Raw genomic sequence first — 20,449 nt, forward strand, 5'->3', positions numbered from 1 at the left:
TAGTCAGCATAAAGAATATATTTCCTGCACTTTACTTGTGCATTCTTGCACTATAATAAACCAAAGCGAATAAAGAAGAATAAAAGCAATTAGTGCATTTATTAAATTAATAATAAAAAGCTCGCCACCTGATGGATAAATATTAATGATTAAAAACGTTATTTTTATTATTCAAAGAGTAATTAACGTTCAACTTTCAAGCCAGATTAATTTTATAGTATTAGTATCACCCTCTCTTACCTGCACTAACATCGTGCAAATCAGTTGATATATAACATATAATTTATGTGGTCTATAAGTTTTTTTAATATTAGTTATCTGAAAATTAAATTTATTCACAATAGTTATTGTGAGGTAATCTTACGCTTTGTACTTTTAATACTTAAATAAATTTATTTAAATAAATCATAAAAATACCCTCATGTAATTTCACCCATAAGTTTTATTAATGATATCCGGAAAAATTTATATTTATTCTTTATCCTTTATTTACATTTTATTAATAACCCTATTTTTATTTAATTACTAAGCTCAAACGGCAAGTGGCAAAATTTAATCTCACTCCTTATTTTTATCGTTATCACCACAGGCCATAACATATGAAAAAAGTAATAGCAGTGCTCATCTCAACCATTGTTGCTGCCAGTGCAGCTCATGGGGCCGAAATCTATAACAAGGATGGAAACAAACTTAACCTGTATGGAAAGATAGATGGTTTACATTATTTCTCATCAGACAGCAGTCAGGATGGCGATGCGACCTACACTCGTTTTGGTATTAAAGGTGAAACTCAGGTCAATGAAGATGTAGTTGGCTTTGGACAGTGGGAGTACAACGTTCTTGCCAGTAACACCGAAGGTAGCAGCAACCAAAGCTTCACCCGTCTGGCTTATGCTGGAATAAAGCATCGTACCGTTGGCTCGCTGGACTATGGTCGTAACTACGGCATTTTATACGATGTTGAAGGCTGGACCGACGTACTGCCAGAATTTGGTGGTGACAGTTACACCGGGGCAGATAACTATATGGTAAGTCGTGCTAATGGTGTAGCAACTTACCGTAACACTGACCTGTTTGGCCAGGTTGAAGGTTTAAACTTTGCCGTTCAGTATCAGGGTAAAAATGACGGACAGAATTGTGAAGAATCTGGTGGCACCTCGGTATGTGAAAATTTGAGCCGTAACCCTCATGATGTCCAGCATCAAAACGGCGACGGTTGGGGAATCTCCTCTACTTACGATATTGGAGAAGGTATTAGTTTAGGTGCCGCTTACAGCTCATCTAACCGTACCGGAGAACAAAAAAACACAGGCGGTAATATTGCCGGAGGCGACAATGCCCAAGCCTGGACCACTGGTCTGCGTTATAGCGCGAATAACGTTTATCTGGCCGCCATGTACTCAGAAACCAATAACATGACCCCCTATGGTGGCGATGGTATCGCTAACAAGACTCAAAACTACGAAATAGTCGCTCAATACCAGTTTGAGTTTGGCTTAGCCCCTTCGCTTGCCTATCTGCAATCCAAGGGCAAAGACTTAAACACCAACAATGGTCAGTACAATAGCAACCAGGATCTGGTGAAATATGCTGATGTTGGCGTAACCCAATACTTCAACAAAAACTTCTCAGCCTATGTTGACTACAAAATTAACCTGTTAGACGACAACAGTTTCTACAAGGATAACGGTATCTCTACCGATAATATCGTAGCGACCGGTTTGGTGTATCAGTTCTGATATTGTTTATTTTATATAGCAAAAAGGCCCGATTGTGGGCCTTTAGGACTGCTGGGAAACCGGATAAATCAGCACCTGCAAATATTCCGACCGTAAAAACAATGTGCTTATATCGGCACTAGTAACGGTCGGTAAACCATTTGCACTCAACTACGGAGTGCGTTGGGCCTGGCCGGGTTAGGGGCGCTTCGTTGGCTTACGCCAAGTCGACCCCAACACCCGTCCCTCCCAACGATTAGCTATCTTAAGATACGAAACCAAACTGCCAAACGTTGTCATAAATAAATATTCCAGTCGTAAAGGCATCGTGTAATCTAAAGGAAAATATCTAACCAATATATTCGCTTATGCTGTCTTGCGATAAACCTTCACATTACTGTATCCCTGCTCCTGCAAATACAACGCCTGCAGGCGACTCATCACACCACGGTCGCAATACAATAAATAGGTTTTCGATTTATCCAGCTCGCTAAATGCCGTGCCCAACTTGTAGAACGGAATATGTTTTACACTAACTTCCGTGAGTTTCAGCGGGCTGGTTTCATGTTCATCAGATGAGCGAATATCAATGATCACATCATTGCTGCCAAAAGCCGCCACTGTTTCTACTTCGGTGATTTGCTGTTGGGTTTGCTCCGCGATCTGACGAATATCAATATTTACCGCCTGCTCAACGACTTTATCCAGAATACCAAAGTCAAAGTTCGCTTCTTCAGCCTCAATTTTAGCCTTCACCGCTTTCACCGTTGGGCTTTTTGAGATCACACCACAGAACTCTGGCATGGTTTTGGCAAAATCTTCAGTGCCGATCTGACGAGCCATATTGATAATGTGCTCTTTATCATGGGAGATCAGCGGACGCAGAATCAGGGTATCAGAGGCATTATCAATTAAACGCAGATTGGTTAAGGTTTGGCTGGAAACCTGTCCCAATGCTTCACCGGTTACAATGGCCTGAACACCATAGCGCTCAGCAATAGCTGAAGAAGCTCTGACCATCATACGTTTAAGCACGACACCCATTTGACCATCGTCCACCTTTTCCAAAATTTCGCCCACCACTGGAGCAAAATCGACAGAGATAAAGCGAACCTTATGAGAGCTACCGAACCGACTCCAGATATAGTGAGCTACCTGCTTAACACCAATTTCATGAGTTGCACCACCCAGATTGAAGAAGCAGTAGTGAACCCGGCAACCACGACGTATCAACATATAGCTGGAAACACCAGAGTCAAAGCCACCGGAAATCAGTGACATCACATCTTCCTGAGTCCCAATCGGGAAACCACCTAATCCTTCGTAGCGGGCCTGAACCATAATCAGGCGATCGTCTTCGATCTCTAAACGTACGGTTACGTCCGGATTGGTCAGATTCACTTTAGCCGACTCAATATGTTGGTTTAGTCCACCACCAACATAGCGCTCCACATCCTGCGAGTTAAAATCCTGCTTGCCACGGCGCTTAACTCGCACACAGAAGGTTTTACCTTCCAGCTGTTCACGATAGTTAGCCAGCGTCTGTTCAAAGATATTATGCATATCGGTATAAGGGGTTTCATCCACTTCAAGAATGTGGTGAATACCGGGGATTCGCGTCAGTGCATCCCGAATAATCGGGCCATTAGCCGGATCTTTGGTTCTGACTTCCAGAAAGTCCCAATGGCGGACCACCGCACACTCCTCAATACGCTGCCTTAAAACGTTACGCACGTTTCCGGTCAGAATTTTGATGAAGCGCATACGCACAGATTGGCTTTTGATAGTAATTTCAGGGAACAGCTTAATGATAAACTTCATGATAGTTGCGAGTACTTACGTCGTTAAATCGAATGAAAAGGATGATAGATTTCTGGGCGTGGAGTATACACCCGGAAAGGCAATCGGCGCACTAAACAATCTGCGCCGACAGAATATTTCATTGATTCGGATCTGAAATTAGCTGGAGCAGGAGATTTCCAGTCGTTTTCCCCAATCCGGAGGTAACTCAGCTAAATCGTTAAATTCAGAGGCATCCGTATAAGGATTCATTAAGCCCTGATGAATATGAGCCAGTACGCTGACATCCCCTTTCTCAGCAGCTTCAATCGCTTTTTGTGCCAGATAATTGCGTAATATGCGTTGTGGGTTAGCCGTTTTCATCACCTGCTGACGCTGAGCATCATCTACCTGTTCTTGCTGTAAACGCTTACGCCATGCCTGATACCAGTTGTCAAAGCTCTGGCGATCAATAAATTCATCACGTAAAGCAATGGCAGGACTCCCTTGCTCAACATCACTTAGCAAGCGGAAGGTATGAGTGTAATCACGCTTCTCTTTTGCCATCATGTCTAACAGCTGATTCAATAAATCATTATCCTGCGGATCCTGAGTGAAAAAGCCCAGTTTAGTTCTCATCAGTCGACCATAGGCGGCCATCAACGCTGGTTCATACGCAGCTAAACCAGCCTGTAACTGCTCCATGGTCATCAGACCAGACAACGCATTAGCCAATCGATGTAAATTCCAGTAGGCCACCGCAGGTTGATTACTAAAGGCATAGCGCCCCTGATAATCACTATGATTACAAATATATTCGGGGGAGTAATCATCCAGAAAACCATAGGGACCAAAATCGATAGTAATACCTAAAATCGACATATTGTCAGTGTTCATTACCCCATGAGCAAAGCCAACTGACTGCCAGAGCGCAATCATTTCCGCCGTTCGCTCAACAATATCTTTAAACCAAAGAAAATAGCGTTCTGACTGTTCCTGCCATTGAGGCCAATGGTGTCGAATAGCATAATCTGCGAGTTGCTGAACCTGCTCCTGCTGATTACGGTGATAAAAATGCTCGAAATGACCAAAGCGAATATGGCTCTCAGCTATCCGCATTAACATTGCGCCCTGTTCGGGCTGCTCACGAAACACTGGCTGTTGGCTGGTCACAATGGATAGTGCCCGGGTAGTAGGAATACCTAAACAATGGAGCGCTTCAGAGGCTAAAAACTCCCTGATTACCGACCGTAAGACTGCCCTACCGTCCCCCATACGGGAATATGGCGTCAGACCGGCACCTTTCAGATGCCAGTCCATCTTTTTTCCGCTGTCGGTTAGTTGCTCGCCCAATAAAATTCCACGACCATCACCCAATTGCCCGGCCCAAACGCCAAACTGATGGCCGCTATATACCTGAGCCAGCGGTTTCATTCCCGGCAGTAATTTCTCCCCTGACCAGATTTTCTGGTTGTCGCCGGAAAACAGTGAATCCTCCAACCCCAGCTCTTTTGCCAATGGTTGGCTGTGGTACAACAACCGGGCCTGGCTCAACGGTGTTGGAGCCAATTCAGTATAAAACCCGGGGAGTTCATCATAATAGGTGTGAATAAACTTTGGCATAGTTGACATAGTTGGCGCTGGTATCGACATCAATTGAGATAAAACCAGTGTAGTGCGCAGGTGACAGAATTAACACCAACCAAATGTAGGGAGATTATCGCTTTCTGTTGAGTTTCTCTTTCCAGCCCCTGCCACTCGGCCCTCACTCCTTATGAGTAAAATCTTGATAATATGTACCACTGCACAATTTCATGGTTAATTATCATTTTTATGAGTCATTTAATGGTAAACTCCACCCCATAACTTAGGTATTATTTAACCATAGCCGACAAAATAATCAGCATCGTTGGTATGAGCGGTGTATTATCTGCGCAATGCCCTGCATCCTTGCTGAGTTTGCGCTGGTTGATGCTTTCAGAATCCGCTAATGCGGTTATTTATTAAAGATAACATTTAATCGAAGCCACTATTAGATATGCCAAAAATGCCGAAAAAAACGCCTCAACCAGCCAGTTTTGAAACTGCATTAGGTGAGCTGGAACAAATTGTGAATCGTCTGGAAAGTGGTGACCTACCACTGGAAGAAGCATTAAACGAGTTTGAGCGCGGTATTCAGCTGGCGCGTCAGGGTCAACAGCAATTGCAACAGGCTGAACAACGAGTTCAGATCCTGTTAAACAGCGAGCCTGAGGCCCCGTTGTCTCCTTTTGATCAGGATGAAGCCTGATGTCATCGTTTACCCAGCTTCAATCTGAACATCGCCAGCGTGTCGATCGGGCGCTGGAGCATTATCTTTCTGCCTTACCGTTCAATCAGGCCCCGCTGGTAGAAGCCATGCGATATGGTGCCCTACTGGGTGGAAAACGTCTGCGCCCATTTTTAGTCTATGCTACCGGTGAAATGCTTGGCTTAAGTGCTCAAAATATGGATGCTCCTGCTGCAGCCATCGAGTGTATCCATGCTTACTCACTGATTCATGATGACTTGCCTGCGATGGATGATGACGATTTACGTCGCGGTCAGCCAACTTGCCATATTAAATTTGGTGAAGCACACGCTATTCTGGCGGGAGATGCGTTACAGACTCTGGCATTTTCTATCCTGAGCGATGCACCAATGCCCGAAGTGCAAACCACCTCTCGTCTGGCCATGATTAGTGAACTGGCCTGTGCCAGTGGCGCCGCTGGTATGTGCGCCGGACAAGCATTGGACCTGGAAGCTGAAAAGAAAAAAACTAATTTAGAAGAACTGGAACGTATTCACCGCCATAAAACTGGTGCCTTGATTCGTTCTGCTATACGCCTTGCAGCACTGGCTGCCGGTGAGCGCGGTAGAGCTATCCTGCCAATTCTGGACCGTTATGCTAATGCCATTGGTTTAGCCTTTCAGGTACAGGACGATATTCTCGATGTAGTTGGTGCTACCGAGAAAACCGGCAAGCGTCAGGGGTCCGATTTACAACACGAAAAGAGCACTTACCCTGCCCTGCTAGGAATTGAAGGCGCACAGGCAAAAGCGTTGGACTTGTACCGGGAAGCAATGGATGCACTATCGGAATTAGCATCACAGTCTTATAATACGGCTTCGCTGGAAGCACTGGCCGGTTTTGTTATTGAACGCGATAACTAAACTGCACATTTAAGCAAATAATTTTAGACGAGTTTTGGATGAGTCTTGATATAAATCGATATCCATTGTTGGCGTTAGTAAATAGCCCCGACGACCTGCGCCTGATATCAAAAGATAACCTACCTAAGCTCTGTGATGAGCTACGTGAATATCTGTTGAACAGCGTCAGTCGCTCCAGCGGTCATCTGGCTTCAGGTCTGGGTACTGTGGAACTGACGGTCGCGTTACACTACGTCTACAATACCCCATTCGATCATATTGTTTGGGATGTAGGGCATCAGGCTTATCCCCATAAGATCCTGACCGGTCGTCGCGATCAAATGCCAACTATTCGTCAAAAAGATGGACTGCACCCTTTTCCATGGCGCGAAGAGAGTGAATATGATGTGCTGTCTGTAGGCCACTCTTCTACTTCAATCAGTGCCAGCCTGGGATTAGCTATTGCTGCCCAGCGTGAAGCTAAAGGTCGCCACGTTGCCTGCGTTATCGGTGATGGTGCTATTACCGCTGGTATGGCGTTTGAAGCCATGAACCACGCCGGTGATGTCAAACCTGATATGCTGGTTATTCTGAATGACAATGAAATGTCGATTTCAGAAAACGTAGGTGCCCTGAATAATCATTTAGCGCAAATTCTCTCCGGCAAGCTCTACTCCACCTTACGTGAAAGCGGAAAAATGGTGCTGTCTGGCTTACCGCCAATCAAAGAATTAGTCAAACGCACCGAAGAGCACCTGAAAGGCATGGTGGTACCGGGTACGCTGTTTGAAGAGTTCGGTTTTAATTATATTGGTCCGGTTGACGGACACGATGTGCAGGCGCTGGTCCAAACCCTGAAAAATATGCGTAACCTGAAAGGGCCTCAATTACTGCATATTATGACCAAAAAAGGTAAAGGCTATGCACCAGCGGAAAAAGATCCTATTGGCTGGCACGGTGTACCGAAGTTTGATCCGGCAACCGGCACTCAGCAAAAAGGTGGTAGCGCTCACCCAAGTTATTCAAGCGTGTTTGGTGACTGGCTGTGTGAAACAGCGGCTAATGATAAAAAGCTAATGGCAGTTACTCCCGCCATGCGTGAAGGTTCAGGTATGGTACGTTTTTCCCGCGAATATCCGGATCAATATTTTGACGTTGCTATAGCAGAGCAGCATGCGGTTACTTTTGCTGCCGGGCTGGCTATTGGTGGATACAATCCTGTTGTAGCAATTTACTCGACTTTCCTGCAGCGGGCGTACGATCAGGTCATTCACGATGTGGCTATCCAGAAGCTACCGGTGATGTTCGCTATCGATCGCGGCGGCATTGTCGGAGCCGATGGACCAACCCATCAGGGCGCTTTTGATCTCAGCTATTTACGCTGTATTCCTGAGATGGTGGTGATGACCCCAAGCGATGAAAACGAATGTCGTCAAATGCTGTATACCGGTTATCACTATCAGGATGGTCCGGTTGCAGTGCGTTACCCACGAGGTAATGGTATTGGCGTTGAGCTGGAACCGCTTGCTATGTTGGCGATGGGCAAAGCTAAAGTTCGTCGTAACGGTGAAAAAGTAGCAATTCTTAACTTTGGTACTTTATTGCCCGACGCATTACAGGCCGCCGAGCAATTAAATGCTACCGTTGTGGATATGCGTTTCGTGAAGCCTCTGGATGAATCATTGATTCTTGAGCTTGCAGAATCTCATGATGCACTGATTACACTGGAAGAGAACGCCATTATGGGCGGTGCTGGTAGCGGCGTAAATGAACTGCTGATGGCACATCGTAAGACCGTTCCGGTATTGAATCTTGGATTGCCAGATGAGTTTATTGCTCAGGGTGGGCAGGAAGAGGTTCGGGCGGGATTGGGGTTGGATGCCGATGGGATTGTTGCGCAGTATCAAGAATGGTGTAGCAAATAGTAGTTTGGCTAATTGTTTTGCAAATCGGCTTCTGAGGGTATTCCGGCCGTAATGGCTATGTGATTATATAATCGCTGTGCTCGGCCGGAAGACCCGTTTATCTTAGCTATTACTGATATTTTTCATCAAATAGGCTATCGAGAATATTCCGGCCGTAAAAACCATATTACTCATATAAATATGGTGCTCGGCCGGAAGACAATTTGTACTTAAATCCGGCGTGCGTCGGGCCTAGATTCCCTAGGGGCACTTCGTTGGCTTACGCCAAGTCGACCCCAACGGAAATCTCTCCCTCCGATTGAATTCGGCTAAAAAACTCAAAACCAAAACCAAAACCAAAACCAAAACCAAAACCAAAACCAAAACCAAAACCCATATTCAGGGGCAATGCTCCAGAATGCTAACCAATATTTTGACCTTCATCTTTTGACTTTTAAGAGCACTGGAATTCAGCCGACAACTGAATGAGGGTAGCACGACCAGCAGGGATGCTGGTCGAGGCGCAGCGACGTCTGGAGCGGCTCTGCGCCGGTGCGTAAGCCCGAATGAAGGCGGAGGGCAGTCGCGTAGCGACCTGGATTCGTGTGCGAAGGCGCGGAGGTGCAGGAGGCGTTCGCCTTAACGCCTCTTGCTCGGCCGCCGCACATTAGTCAAGCAAGACACTACATCATTTGCGGACGAAACCTACTTAAATCTCAATACTACTCACCAAAGTGATCATACCCACTCCCCTCAAACTCCACCGCCTGATTCCCATCCAACAACTGCAATCCACCATTAGCAGTAATCTGCCCAATACAGTTATAAGGAATACCTAAACCAGAAAGTGCGGTATCCAGAGCGCCCCGGTTGTCTTCCGGTACGGTGAAACAGAGTTCATAGTCTTCACCACCGGTCAATGCCCAACGAATTGCCTGTTCGCGGCTGCAATTATCCGTCAATGCCGATGAAAAGACTAAGCGATCGAGATGGATTCTGGCGCCACAACCGCTGGCTTTCAGGATATGTCCTAAGTCCGGTAACAGGCCATCAGAAATATCAATAGCCGCTGTTGCCAGTTGGCGCATACCCTGCCCCATTAAAATACGTGGCTGTGGGCGGAGGTGGCGTTTTATCAGATAGTTTCGCTGTTCCTGATTTTCTACTTTGAGCTTACCCTGCAAAATAGCCAGACCAGCTGCGCTATCACCGGGCCAGCCGGTCACGTAGATCCAGTGCCCTGCTTTAGCGCCGCCGCGGGTTAGTTGTTTATCAACAGGTACCCAACCGTTTATGGTTAATGTCAGGCTGAGTGGGCCTTTAGTAGTATCCCCACCAATCAGTTGCATTCCGTAGTAGTCCAGCAACCCAAACAGGCTTTCACTAAAGCTGGCTAACCAAGGCTCATCGATTTCAGGTAGAGTTAATGCCAGAGAAACCCAGGCAGGATCGGCTCCCATTGCAGCCAGATCGCTTAAGTTAACCGCCAGACACTTGTAGCCTAAATCAGCAGGGTCGATATCAGGAAGAAAATGGATGCCGGACACCAGAGTGTCGGTACTAATAGCCAGATATTGTTTTTGTGAAGGAACCAGTAAAGCACAGTCATCACCAATACCCAGTAATACGTCTTTACGAATGGTACTTTGCCGATTGAAATAGCGGGCAATAACGTCAAATTCACTGCACGACATAGTAGCGGTACTCCAGTCGAACTTAACAATAAGGCCGGCATTGCCGGCCTTATCAGAACTCTTAATGGTGAATCAGGATATAACTCATTGCTTGGCGTTACGTACACGCAAACGAGGAACCACTTTATCCAGCACACCATTAACAAATTTATGGCTGTCTTCAGCACCAAAGATTTTAGCTAACTCAATAGCCTCATTGATAACCACTTTATAAGGGACATCTTCACGTTTGCTCAATTCGTAAACAGCAACACGTAAAATGGCTCTCTCAATTTGGCCCAGCTCATCCAGAGTACGGGACAGATAAGGTGCCATCAATTTATCCAGTTCACCCGCATGGGTGGCCGCGCCGGAAAACAGCTCACGGAAGTAAGTTAAATCAACATCTTTAACATCCTGTTCCGTCAGAAATTGTAATTCAACATCGGCAATATCATTTTTGGATAATTGCCAGGAGTATAACGCCTGAACGGCGCACTCGCGGGCGCGGCGACGAGCTGCAGGTTTCACAGGGTTTCCCTCAAATCTTAGTCGGACAATCAATGTTTATAGTCAGGTGTTACCCAAACTTACGCTTTGATCGCCTTAATTACATTAATCATTTCCAGTGCGGTCATTGCCGCTTCGGCACCTTTGTTACCGGCTTTGGTCCCGGCACGTTCGATAGCCTGTTCAATATTTTCTGTTGTCAGTACGCCGAAGGAAACCGGGATTTGGCTCTCCATGGCAACGCTGGATAAACCAGAGCTACATTCACCGGCAACATACTCAAAGTGTGCAGTACCACCGCGAATAACGGTACCCAACGCGATAACCGCATCATAACGACCGGTATCAGCCAGTGTGCGAACGGCTAAAGGCAATTCATAAGCACCCGGTACCCAAACTACAGTGATATTTGAATCAGAAACCTGACCAATACGTTTTAATGCATCAATAGCCCCTTCCAGCAGGCTATCATTAATAAAATTGTTAAAACGAGCAATAGCAATGGCAACACGGGCTTGTGGTGCTGCAACAATACCTTCGATAACGTTCATAAAAGTATATCCTTGGTTTCTTGATTCAATAACCCGACAAGGGGGCGGATTCTATCATATTCTTTCAGTTGTGGCGCTGCGGATTTGCTATCCGCGCACAATTACTGCAACTAACTACGAGGCGCAAGGCGTAAACGTAAGTCTTCACCGACCTGTTGCACATGCTGTATTTTAAACTCAGGTGCCTGTGTCAGTTGGCTAAGACCGGGAAGTTTACACAACCCACGAGCATCGTCCCCCAATAATTTAGGGGCCAGGTACAATACCAATTCATCCACCAGGCCTGCCTGTAATAAGGCACCGGCAATGGTTGGCCCGGCTTCAGTCCAGATAGTATTTATCTGACGGCGTCCCAGCTGCATCATCAACACAACCAGATCGATTCCCCTCTGATAAGCCGGAACAATAAGCTGTTCAACATTATCAGGCCAGGCCTCTTCACCTTTATGGGTGCGTACTAACCAGATATCTCCCGCTAGTGAAAATAATTTGAGATCTGGCGTTAAACGATTCTGGCTGTCAAGAATCACTCTTACAGGCTGACGCAGTAAACTTTTAGGATATATATCGTGGGTTTGACGGTCCAGCTCTTCCCAACGAACATTTAACGCCGGGTTATCCGCCAGCACCGTAGCACTGGTGCTCAAAATAGCCGAACTCTGAGCTCTGAACTGTTGAACATCGCGACGGGAATCTACCGAAGTGATCCACTGGCTTTCACCAGAGGCCATGGCTGTTTTGCCATCCAGTGAAGCTGCCAGCTTAAGCTGAAGATAAGGAAAACCGGTACGCATACGTTTAAAGAAACCGCGATTAACGGCTTCGGCTTCTGCCATCATTACGCCATGTTCAACTTCAATTCCTGCCTGCTGTAAGCGATACAGGCCGCGCCCTGCTACTTCAGGATTAGGATCCTGCATCGCAGCAACTACCCGCTTAACACCGGTATTAACCAGTGCATCGGCACAGGGAGGCGTACGCCCATGATGACTGCATGGTTCCAGCGTAACATAAGCCGTTGCTCCCCGAGCTTTTTCTCCCGCCATGCTTAAGGCATGAACTTCAGCATGGGGCTCACCTGCTTTATGATGGTATCCCTCGCCAACGATTTCTCCATCACGCACCAGCACACAGCCAACGTTAGGATTAGGCGTAGTCGTAAAACGCCCTTGCCAGGCCAGCTCAAGCGCTCGCGCCATATACTTTGCGTCATTCTGCATAGGGCAATCAGTCCTGTAGTTTGGCGATCTCTTCACCAAACTCTCGAATATCTTCAAAGCTACGGTAAACCGAAGCAAAACGAATATAGGCAACCTTATCCAATTTTTTCAAAGCATCCATCACCAGGTTACCCACCAGAGATGCCAGAACTTCGCGTTCACCAGTAGCGCGTAATTGGGATTTAATATGACTGATGGCCATTTCAATATCGTCAGAATTAACCGGTCGTTTCTCCAACGCCTTTAACATGCCCCGACGTAATTTTTCTTCATCAAAAGGCTCGCGAATTTCATTGCTTTTAATTACTCGTGGCATTACCAGTTCTGCCACTTCAAACGTAGTAAAGCGCTCATGGCAAACTAAACATTGGCGGCGGCGGCGTACCTGAGAGCCATCGCCGACCAGACGCGAATCAATGACTTTGGTATCAACAGCTGCACAAAAGGGGCAATGCATAACATCTCCTGAAAATATTTCCGGGGAAAAGCATACTCATATATTGATCTACCATTTTAAACGCCCCAGCTAAATAGTGATATAGCTGAGGCCCAGAAAGCAGATAATTAATGATAATCAATACCAGTGGAATATATCAGTAATCTTATTTTAAAGAAGTGGATTGCCAAATATTCAGGCTTTCACCATTTTATCTTCAATAACTACCCAGCGCTTATGGAACCATAATGACAGCAACATAATAGCCCCTCCCGACAGCGTTTTTCCCCATTCAGGTTGTTCTTGCCAGATAAGAAAATTCACCATCAGGCCAACGGGTATCATGGCGTTATTCATAATTGCCAGCGTTCCGGCATCCACTTTTCCGGCACCATAGTTCCACATAAAGTATCCCATACCAGAAGCACCTAATCCCAGCCAGACCAATATTCCCCACTGCACTGAAGTGGTTGGTAATTGTTCGACATTACCTAATAATAGCCATGCCACAATGGCTACACATAGCGCCCCTAAATAAAACAATGCACTACTCTGTCGTGAAGGCATTGGATAAAGCTCCATCGCACGCTTATAGCCAACCTGCCCTAACGCAAAGAAAAAGTTAGCAATTTGGATAATTAACATACCAAACCAGAAATCCTCTCTGGGATGACTAAAGTTAATTACGCCAGCTCCCAGCACCGCCAGTAAAGCACTAAACAGGTAGCCCAAACGCAGTGACTGTCCTTTCAACAAATCATAAATCAGCGTGACATAAATCGGCATGGTAATGCCAAACAGCAAAACTTCCGGTACGGTTAAATAGAGAAATGACTGATAGTAAAACAGATACATAATTCCTAACTGACAGGCACCTGCCGTCATAAAAGCCACACCGGCTTTTAAGCTTGTCCCCTTAAAACGCATGAACGGTACAAACAATAACGTCGCTAAACCAACTCGCATCAAAATAGAGAACCAGGGATCGACTTGCCCTGCCAGATAGACGCCAATCAGGCTAAAAGAAAACGACCAGATAACAGTAGTAATAATTAAAAACGGCATGACCACTCCGGAATGAATTGAAGAATTAACCAAAAAGAATGTCAGGCCGTGATACCGCATGGCGGATAGCATCGATTAACAGCGATAACTGTGCGGGCTGAATAATATAGGGCGGCATTAAGTAGATAAGTTTGCCAAACGGACGAATCCATACTCCCCTGGCAACAAAGAATTTTTGCAGGCTGGCCATATTGATCGGTTTAACCACTTCAACAACGCCAATCGCCCCCAGTACTCTCACCTGATGTACATAAGGAGAATCCTCCAGCGGACGTAATCCTTGTTCTAAAGCATCAGCGATTTGCGCTACCTGAGACTGCCAGTGATTTTCAGCCAGTAAATCTAAACTGGCACAGGCAACCGCACAGGCGAGTGGATTGGCCATAAATGTCGGACCATGCATAAAACATCCGGCTTCCCCCTGGCTAATAACATTAGCTACATTACGGGTAGTCATAACCGCAGAAAGCGTCATATATCCCCCGGTTAGCGCCTTCCCTACACATTGGATATCCGGTGAAATACCCGCATGCTGGCAGGCAAACAGTTTGCCGGTTCGCCCAAAGCCAGTAGCAATTTCATCGGTAATCATCAGAATTTGATATTTATCGCAGAGCCGGCGTATACCTTTGAGATATTCGGGATGATAAAAACGCATTCCTCCAGCACCCTGAACGATAGGCTCCAGAATAACGGCGGCAATTTCTTGTTGATGCTGTTCCATCAAACGAGAAAAGTGCTCCATTGCCCCTTCCTGCCATTCGCCGGAGAAGGGGATATCCATACCATCGGCAAACAAATTTTGCGGCAAAAAACCTTGATACAGACTATGCATCGAATTTTGTGGGTCGCAAACTGACATGGCTCCAAAGGTGTCACCGTGATAACCATGACGTAAAGCCAGGAACTGGTGTCTTCGCTCTCCTTTGCTCTGCCAGTATTGCAGTGCCATCTTCATTGCAACTTCAACAGCAACGGAACCGGAATCTGCCAGAAAAACGGTTTCCAACTCAGGTTCGGTTATCTCAATCAAACGACGACACAGTTCAGTCGCAGGTTGATGAGTAATACCACCGAACATCACATGTGCCATTTTGGTTAACTGTTGGCTGGCTGCCTGATTTAATTTGGGATGGTTATAACCATGAATTGCTGCCCACCAGGATGACATACCATCAACCAACTCGGTGCCATCTTGTAAATAGAGTGAAACGTCCTGAGCAGAACTCACCGGATAACAGGGCAATGGCTGAATCATCGAAGTATAGGGGTGCCAGATATGGCGTTGGTCAAATTCAATATCTGAAAACATAAAAAACAACCGTAAACTAAATTGACATAAAATTAGTTTACAATTAAAGTTTTTCAAAACCAACAGATTATTGATCGGATCTCTTATGAACCAGACTGAACGCTGGAGTGCAGCACAAACCCAGACGCTTTTTGATACACCGCTACTGGAGTTACTTTTCACCGCACAGCAAGTGCATCGTGAACACTTCGATCCCCGGCAAATTCAGGTCAGTACGCTACTGTCTATCAAAACCGGTAACTGCCCTGAAGACTGTAAATACTGCCCGCAAAGTGCCCGCTATAAAACCGGTCTGGCCTCAGAAGCATTAATGGCTGTAGACCAAGTACTGGAGTCGGCTCGTCAGGCAAAAGCCGCAGGTTCCGGACGCTTTTGTATGGGAGCTGCATGGAAAAATCCGCATGAGCGCGATCTCCCCTATCTGGAACAGATGATTCGTGGTGTGAAAGCACTGGGCATGGAAAGTTGTATGACCTTAGGCTCACTTACCCCTTCTCAGGCTGAAAGGCTAAAACATGCCGGACTGGATTATTACAATCACAATCTGGACACCTCGCCAGAATACTATGACAAGATTATTACCACTCGCAGTTATCAGGAACGGCTTAATACGTTGGATTATGTACGTCAGGCAGGTATTAAAGTCTGCTCAGGCGGTATTCTGGGATTGGGAGAATCGGTAACCGACAGAGCCGGTTTACTACGCCAGTTGGCGAATATGCCCGAACCACCGGAGAGTGTTCCAATTAACATGCTGGTTAAGGTGGCTGGTACACCGCTGGATAATCTTCCTGATATAGACCCTTTTGAGTTTATTCGCACCATCGCCATTGCCCGCATTATGATGCCGCGTTCTTATGTCCGTCTGTCCGCTGGTCGGGAACAAATGAATGAACAAACTCAGGCTATGTGCTTTATGGCAGGCGCTAACTCTATTTTCTATGGTTGCAAATTACTCACCACACCCAATCCGGAACAAAACAGCGATCTGAAACTGTTCAACAAGCTGGGGCTAAATCCTGAAAAACAGCAAATACAACAAACCTACAGCGAGCAGTTAGTACGTATCGCTAAGCAGTTACATGAACCAGACACCGAGCATTATTACAATGCCGCACCCTGATACCTTCGAGAATGTTATAAATCACACCTGGTTTATTACTGGTACCGATACCGATGCCGGAAAAACGGTTGCCACCAGAGCTTTACTACAATCATTTTCAGCCCGTCACTATCAGGTTGCAGGTTACAAACCTGTAGCCTCTGGCAGTCAGCTAACAGAAGATGGATTACGCAATCAGGATGCCCTGATTTTGCAGCAATATTCATCAAAGAAATTAGACTACCATCAAGTCAATCCGGTCACATTTCTTCACCCAACATCACCGCATATAGCCAGCCGCTTAGTATCGCAGCCTATACAACCATCTCAGCTATCATCAGGGTTAGCCAGCTTACAGCAGCAAAATGAAGTGGTGATTGTTGAGGGAGCTGGAGGATGGTTTACTCCTGTTGATGAGCAATATTCTCTGTCTGACTGGGTTATCGCCGAGCAGCTACCCGTGGTGATGGTGGTGGGAATCAAACTTGGCTGTATAAACCATGCATTATTAACTCAACAGGCTCTGGCAAGTGCAGGAGTTCATTTTAGCGGTTGGATAGCCAATAGCGTACAGCCAGACTATCTTCACTATGATGATTATATGACAACGCTAAAAAAACGAATTGCCGCCCCACTGCTGGGAGAAATTCCCTATTTACCAAACCTTTCGTCAATAAAGTCATTAGAGCAATATGTTGACAGCTCGCGACTGCTGTCTGAATAAAAACCAAAATCCAGGGCAATAAAAAACCCTCATATCACTATGAGGGTTTTTCTGTTCAATAATCGTATTAATTAAGGCAGCATTGAAGGCTGATCGGCGCCCTCTTTTTCCACTTTGGTTGGTAGCATGTGTTCACGCTTCACGCCCATCTTCAGCGCCATATAAGCCGCTACCCAGATGGATGATGCCGTACCCAGCAAAATACCAATAGCCAGTGATTCAGAGAAGCCTTTCAACATCTCACCACCAAAGAACAACAGACACAGAACCGCCAGTAAGGTAGTACCTGATGTCATTAACGTCCGGCTCAGCGTCTGAGTCAGGGAGACGTTCATGATTTCATAAGGTGTACCACGACGAATCTTACGGAAGTTCTCACGCATCCGGTCAAATACTACGATGGTATCGTTCAGTGAGTAACCGATGATCGACAGCATTGCTGCAACGATAGTCAGGTCCACTTCACGCTGGAATAACGAAATGATACCTAAGGTAATCACCACGTCATGCGCCAGTGCAAATACTGCACCTGCAGCCAGGCGCCATTCAAAACGAAAACCAACATAGATAAGGATACAGAGCAAACAAACAATAATCGCCATCAGACCGGATTGAGCCAATTCGGCACCAACGCTTGGTCCAACGAACTCGATACGTTTAACTTCCGCACCTTCATCGGCGTTGCTGTGAACGATATCCAGAATCTTGCCGCTCAGAACTTCACTGTTCATACCTTCAATAGGTGCCATACGGATCATAACGTCACGGCTACTACCAAAGTTTTGAACAATTGGGTCCTTAAAGCCCTGTGCATTCAGGTCAGCACGCACTTTTTCCAGGTCTATCGGATGGGTTAATTTAACTTCAATCACGGTACCACCGGTGAAGTCCAAACCCCAGTTAAACCCTTTCATGCCCATGATGACAAATGATGCAACCACAAGAATCATAGAAATAACGAAAGCGATATTACCCACGCGCAGAAAGTCATAGACTCTCCGACCGTGGTTAAGCTGCTCTACTTTATATTCCTCTGCCACAACAGACTCCTTAAATAGACAGCTTGGTAATGCGCTTGCCGCCGTACGCCAGGTTAACAATGGCGCGCGTACCTACAATCGCAGTGAACATGGAAGTCAAGACGCCAATAGACAGCGTGATGGCAAAGCCTTTAATCGAACCGGTACCTACAGCGTACAAAATCGCGGCGGTAATCAGCGTAGTCAGGTTGGCATCCAAAATACTGCTAAATGCGCCCTTATACCCTTCATGAATCGCCTGTTGGACACTACGTCCATTTTTCAGCTCTTCTTTTATTCGCTCGTTAATCAGTACGTTAGCATCAACCGCCATACCTACCGTTAGTACAATACCGGCAATGCCCGGCATACTTAGCGTTGCCCCCGGCAACAGCGACATGGTACCAACAATAAGAATAACGTTAACCACCAGTGCAGCACTGGCCATCAGGCCAAATACGCGATACACCAGCAGCATAAAAATTACCGATACCATCAGACCCCAGAAACAAGCTTCCAGACCCTGAGTAATATTTTGCTGACCCATTGACGGACCAATAGTACGCTCTTCAACAATTTGAATTGGCGCTATCAGTGCACCAGCACGCAGTAACAGTGAGAGCTGACGAGCTTCAGCGGCATTATCAATACCGGTAATACGGAAGCTGTTACCCAAACGAGACTGAATGGTCGCAACGTTAATCACTTCTTCTTGTTTTTCAAGAATAGATCTACCGTTGGCATCTTTTTTACCGCTGTCTTTATACTCTACAAACACCGTGGCCATATTCTTGCCAATGCTGTCTTTAGTAAAGTTAGACATGATATTACCACCAGCGCTGTCCAGAGAAATGTTCACCTGTGGGCGACCATACTCATCGCTGCTGGAAGTAGAATCGGTAATATGATCGCCAGTCAGAACCACCTTTTTATATAACACCACTGGGGAGTTATCACGGCGGTACTTAACTTCAGATTTACTACGGTCGCGACCGCGTAATACTGAAGCGGCATCAATGCTGGTATTTACCAGACGGAACTCAAGCGTTGCTGTCGCACCTAAAATCTCTTTAGCACGAGCAGTATCCTGAATACCCGGTAATTCAACCACAATACGGTCAGCTCCCTGACGCTGAACCACTGGCTCAGCAACCCCTAACTGGTTTACCCGGTTACGCAGGATGTTAACGTTTTGCTGAACCGCATATTCACGCGCTTCGCTCAAACGTTCCGCAGTCATTTGGGTCGTAAAGCTGTTATTAGAGCCTGGAGTGATAATCAGATCGCGATGACGAGGCGTCAGAAAATCAATAGCCTTAGTACGCGTATCTGCATCAGGGAAACGAGCTTCAACGCCGAAGTTGCTACTTTTCACTATTTCAGAATAAGCAATGCCTTCAGTATGAAGTTCACTTTCAATAGAATCTTGCGTTTGCTCTTGCAGTTTGGACATCGCGGTATCCATATCCACTTCCATCAGGAAGTGCACACCACCGCGCAGGTCGAGGCCCAGTTTCATTGGCTCTGCACCAATTGTCTGTAGCCAGGCTGGCGTAGCTGGAGCAAGGTTTAATGCAATAACAAACTGATTTCCCAGCGACTCTGCCAGAATTTCCCGAGCCCGCAGTTGAACATCAGTATTATCAAACCGTACCAGTAAAGAGCCATTCTCTTCCAGAGCTGCCGATTTGATAACAATATTCTGTTGCTTCAGAGCATCTTCTACCTGACCCAACGTAGCAGTACTGGCGGTGCCACCGCGCACCCCAGTAATCTGAATCGCCGGATCCTCACCATAAATGTTAGGAAGTGCATAAAGCAAACCGATGCCGATCACGAAGACCAGCATCAGATACTTCCATAAAGGATAACGGTTTAACACAATAGTAGTTTCCCTTCGGGAAAATCAAAAAGTATAGCGCTCAAATTAGAGCGCTTTCATTGTGCCTTTAGGCAATACAGCCGCAACGAAGTCACGTTTGATGGTTACTTCAGTTGTATCATTCAGAGCAATAACGATGTAGCCAGTATCAGAAACTTTAGATACGCGACCTACTAATCCACCGGTGGTTAAAACTTCATCACCTTTAGTAATGGAACTCATCAGGTTCTTATGATCTTTAGCACGCTTCTGCTGTGGGCGCAGGATCATAAAATAGAAGATCAAACCGAAAACTACCAGCATGATAACTAAAGAATATGGGCTGCCTTGAGCTGGTGCACCGGCTGCTGCCACTGCGTCAGAAATAAAAAGACTCATTAATG

The 20,449-nt window shown here is 46.1% G+C and carries 18 protein-coding genes; 6 read left to right on the plus strand and 12 right to left on the minus strand.

Annotation, left to right across the window (positions count from 1 at the left end; all coding sequences use genetic code 11):
- Window positions 1-599 precede the first annotated feature (599 nt).
- Entirely contained in the window at window positions 600-1,739 is a 1,140-nt protein-coding gene (gene ompC / locus GOL65_RS06530) for a porin OmpC (RefSeq protein ID WP_140919390.1), read from the plus strand.
- Window positions 1,740-2,084: 345 nt separating this feature from the next.
- Here the strand turns inward: ompC and thiI are convergent, their stop codons facing one another.
- Window positions 2,085-3,539: a tRNA uracil 4-sulfurtransferase ThiI gene (gene thiI / locus GOL65_RS06535; protein WP_140919391.1), complete on the minus strand. Its 1,455-nt coding sequence runs from the start codon at window positions 3,537-3,539 to the stop codon at window positions 2,085-2,087.
- Window positions 3,540-3,677: 138 nt separating this feature from the next.
- Window positions 3,678-5,120, minus strand: coding sequence for a protein adenylyltransferase SelO (locus GOL65_RS06540; protein WP_140919448.1), 1,443 nt, complete (start codon window positions 5,118-5,120; stop codon window positions 3,678-3,680).
- 424 nt (window positions 5,121-5,544) lie between these two features.
- Here GOL65_RS06540 and xseB point away from each other — a divergent pair, with 424 nt between their 5' ends.
- Genes xseB through dxs form a run of 3 tightly spaced genes read left to right on the plus strand, consistent with a single transcriptional unit; the run spans window position 5,545 to window position 8,593 of the window.
- The gene (gene xseB, locus GOL65_RS06545; protein WP_140919392.1) at window positions 5,545-5,787 is read left to right on the plus strand and encodes an exodeoxyribonuclease VII small subunit; all 243 of its coding nucleotides are present in this window, start codon (window positions 5,545-5,547) and stop codon (window positions 5,785-5,787) included.
- On the plus strand, window positions 5,787-6,689 hold the full coding sequence (gene ispA, locus GOL65_RS06550; RefSeq protein WP_140919393.1) for a (2E,6E)-farnesyl diphosphate synthase: 903 nt from the start codon (window positions 5,787-5,789) through the stop codon (window positions 6,687-6,689). Before xseB ends, ispA begins: the two co-directional genes overlap by 1 nt.
- A gap of 38 nt (window positions 6,690-6,727) precedes the next feature.
- Entirely contained in the window at window positions 6,728-8,593 is a 1,866-nt protein-coding gene (gene dxs, locus GOL65_RS06555; protein WP_140919394.1) for a 1-deoxy-D-xylulose-5-phosphate synthase, read from the plus strand.
- Between the two features lie 701 nt (window positions 8,594-9,294).
- Here dxs and thiL read toward each other — a convergent pair.
- From thiL to bioA, 7 genes are all read right to left on the minus strand, one after another.
- Complete coding sequence (thiL, locus tag GOL65_RS06560) at window positions 9,295-10,266, minus strand: thiamine-phosphate kinase (protein WP_140919395.1); 972 nt, start codon at window positions 10,264-10,266, stop codon at window positions 9,295-9,297.
- Window positions 10,267-10,350: 84 nt separating this feature from the next.
- On the minus strand, window positions 10,351-10,776 hold the full coding sequence (nusB, locus tag GOL65_RS06565) for a transcription antitermination factor NusB (protein WP_140919396.1): 426 nt from the start codon (window positions 10,774-10,776) through the stop codon (window positions 10,351-10,353).
- A 59-nt stretch (window positions 10,777-10,835) separates the two neighbouring features.
- On the minus strand, window positions 10,836-11,306 hold the full coding sequence (gene ribH / locus GOL65_RS06570; RefSeq protein WP_130590708.1) for a 6,7-dimethyl-8-ribityllumazine synthase: 471 nt from the start codon (window positions 11,304-11,306) through the stop codon (window positions 10,836-10,838).
- A gap of 110 nt (window positions 11,307-11,416) precedes the next feature.
- A complete protein-coding gene (gene ribD, locus GOL65_RS06575; RefSeq protein WP_140919397.1) occupies window positions 11,417-12,526 on the minus strand; it encodes a bifunctional diaminohydroxyphosphoribosylaminopyrimidine deaminase/5-amino-6-(5-phosphoribosylamino)uracil reductase RibD in 1,110 nt (369 codons plus the stop codon).
- A gap of 7 nt (window positions 12,527-12,533) precedes the next feature.
- Window positions 12,534-12,983 carry a transcriptional regulator NrdR gene (gene nrdR, locus GOL65_RS06580; RefSeq protein WP_130590706.1) on the minus strand — a complete coding sequence of 150 codons (450 nt, stop codon included), beginning with the start codon at window positions 12,981-12,983 and terminating at the stop codon, window positions 12,534-12,536.
- A 174-nt stretch (window positions 12,984-13,157) separates the two neighbouring features.
- Entirely contained in the window at window positions 13,158-14,027 is an 870-nt protein-coding gene (locus tag GOL65_RS06585) for a DMT family transporter (protein WP_140919398.1), read from the minus strand.
- Between the two features lie 25 nt (window positions 14,028-14,052).
- A complete protein-coding gene (gene bioA / locus GOL65_RS06590; RefSeq protein WP_140919399.1) occupies window positions 14,053-15,339 on the minus strand; it encodes an adenosylmethionine--8-amino-7-oxononanoate transaminase in 1,287 nt (428 codons plus the stop codon).
- An 85-nt stretch (window positions 15,340-15,424) separates the two neighbouring features.
- Between bioA and bioB the strand changes: the two genes are divergently transcribed.
- On the plus strand, window positions 15,425-16,462 hold the full coding sequence (gene bioB, locus GOL65_RS06595; protein ID WP_140919400.1) for a biotin synthase BioB: 1,038 nt from the start codon (window positions 15,425-15,427) through the stop codon (window positions 16,460-16,462).
- Between the two features lie 16 nt (window positions 16,463-16,478).
- Complete coding sequence (gene bioD / locus GOL65_RS06600; RefSeq protein ID WP_179038370.1) at window positions 16,479-17,165, plus strand: dethiobiotin synthase; 687 nt, start codon at window positions 16,479-16,481, stop codon at window positions 17,163-17,165.
- Window positions 17,166-17,236: 71 nt separating this feature from the next.
- Here bioD and secF read toward each other — a convergent pair whose 3' ends face one another.
- The 3 genes from secF to yajC are packed head-to-tail and all read right to left on the minus strand — an operon-like array spanning window position 17,237 to window position 20,444.
- Window positions 17,237-18,205 carry a protein translocase subunit SecF gene (gene secF, locus GOL65_RS06605; protein WP_140919401.1) on the minus strand — a complete coding sequence of 323 codons (969 nt, stop codon included), beginning with the start codon at window positions 18,203-18,205 and terminating at the stop codon, window positions 17,237-17,239.
- A 10-nt stretch (window positions 18,206-18,215) separates the two neighbouring features.
- Window positions 18,216-20,066, minus strand: coding sequence for a protein translocase subunit SecD (gene secD, locus GOL65_RS06610; RefSeq protein ID WP_140919402.1), 1,851 nt, complete (start codon window positions 20,064-20,066; stop codon window positions 18,216-18,218).
- 45 nt (window positions 20,067-20,111) lie between these two features.
- Window positions 20,112-20,444: a preprotein translocase subunit YajC gene (gene yajC / locus GOL65_RS06615; RefSeq protein WP_130590699.1), complete on the minus strand. Its 333-nt coding sequence runs from the start codon at window positions 20,442-20,444 to the stop codon at window positions 20,112-20,114.
- Between the last annotated feature and the right edge of the window lie 5 nt (window positions 20,445-20,449).

This window comes from Limnobaculum xujianqingii (assembly GCF_013394855.1).
GTDB classification, from domain to species: Bacteria; Pseudomonadota; Gammaproteobacteria; order Enterobacterales; family Enterobacteriaceae; genus Limnobaculum; species Limnobaculum xujianqingii.

Bases quoted from the DNA above. Each gene is read 5' to 3' on its own strand.
- yajC (WP_130590699.1), bottom strand. From the start codon at position 20,444: ATGAGTCTTTTTATTTCTGACGCAGTGGCAGCAGCCGGTGCACCAGCT.
- bioA (WP_140919399.1), bottom strand. From the start codon at position 15,339: ATGTTTTCAGATATTGAATTTGACCAACGCCATATCTGGCACCCCTAT.
- ribH (WP_130590708.1), bottom strand. From the start codon at position 11,306: ATGAACGTTATCGAAGGTATTGTTGCAGCACCACAAGCCCGTGTTGCC.
- thiL (WP_140919395.1), bottom strand. From the start codon at position 10,266: ATGTCGTGCAGTGAATTTGACGTTATTGCCCGCTATTTCAATCGGCAA.
- nrdR (WP_130590706.1), bottom strand. From the start codon at position 12,983: ATGCATTGCCCCTTTTGTGCAGCTGTTGATACCAAAGTCATTGATTCG.
- thiI (WP_140919391.1), bottom strand. From the start codon at position 3,539: ATGAAGTTTATCATTAAGCTGTTCCCTGAAATTACTATCAAAAGCCAA.
- bioB (WP_140919400.1), top strand. From the start codon at position 15,425: ATGAACCAGACTGAACGCTGGAGTGCAGCACAAACCCAGACGCTTTTT.
- xseB (WP_140919392.1), top strand. From the start codon at position 5,545: ATGCCGAAAAAAACGCCTCAACCAGCCAGTTTTGAAACTGCATTAGGT.
- dxs (WP_140919394.1), top strand. From the start codon at position 6,728: ATGAGTCTTGATATAAATCGATATCCATTGTTGGCGTTAGTAAATAGC.
- GOL65_RS06540 (WP_140919448.1), bottom strand. From the start codon at position 5,120: ATGCCAAAGTTTATTCACACCTATTATGATGAACTCCCCGGGTTTTAT.
- ompC (WP_140919390.1), top strand. From the start codon at position 600: ATGAAAAAAGTAATAGCAGTGCTCATCTCAACCATTGTTGCTGCCAGT.
- ribD (WP_140919397.1), bottom strand. From the start codon at position 12,526: ATGCAGAATGACGCAAAGTATATGGCGCGAGCGCTTGAGCTGGCCTGG.
- ispA (WP_140919393.1), top strand. From the start codon at position 5,787: ATGTCATCGTTTACCCAGCTTCAATCTGAACATCGCCAGCGTGTCGAT.
- GOL65_RS06585 (WP_140919398.1), bottom strand. From the start codon at position 14,027: ATGCCGTTTTTAATTATTACTACTGTTATCTGGTCGTTTTCTTTTAGC.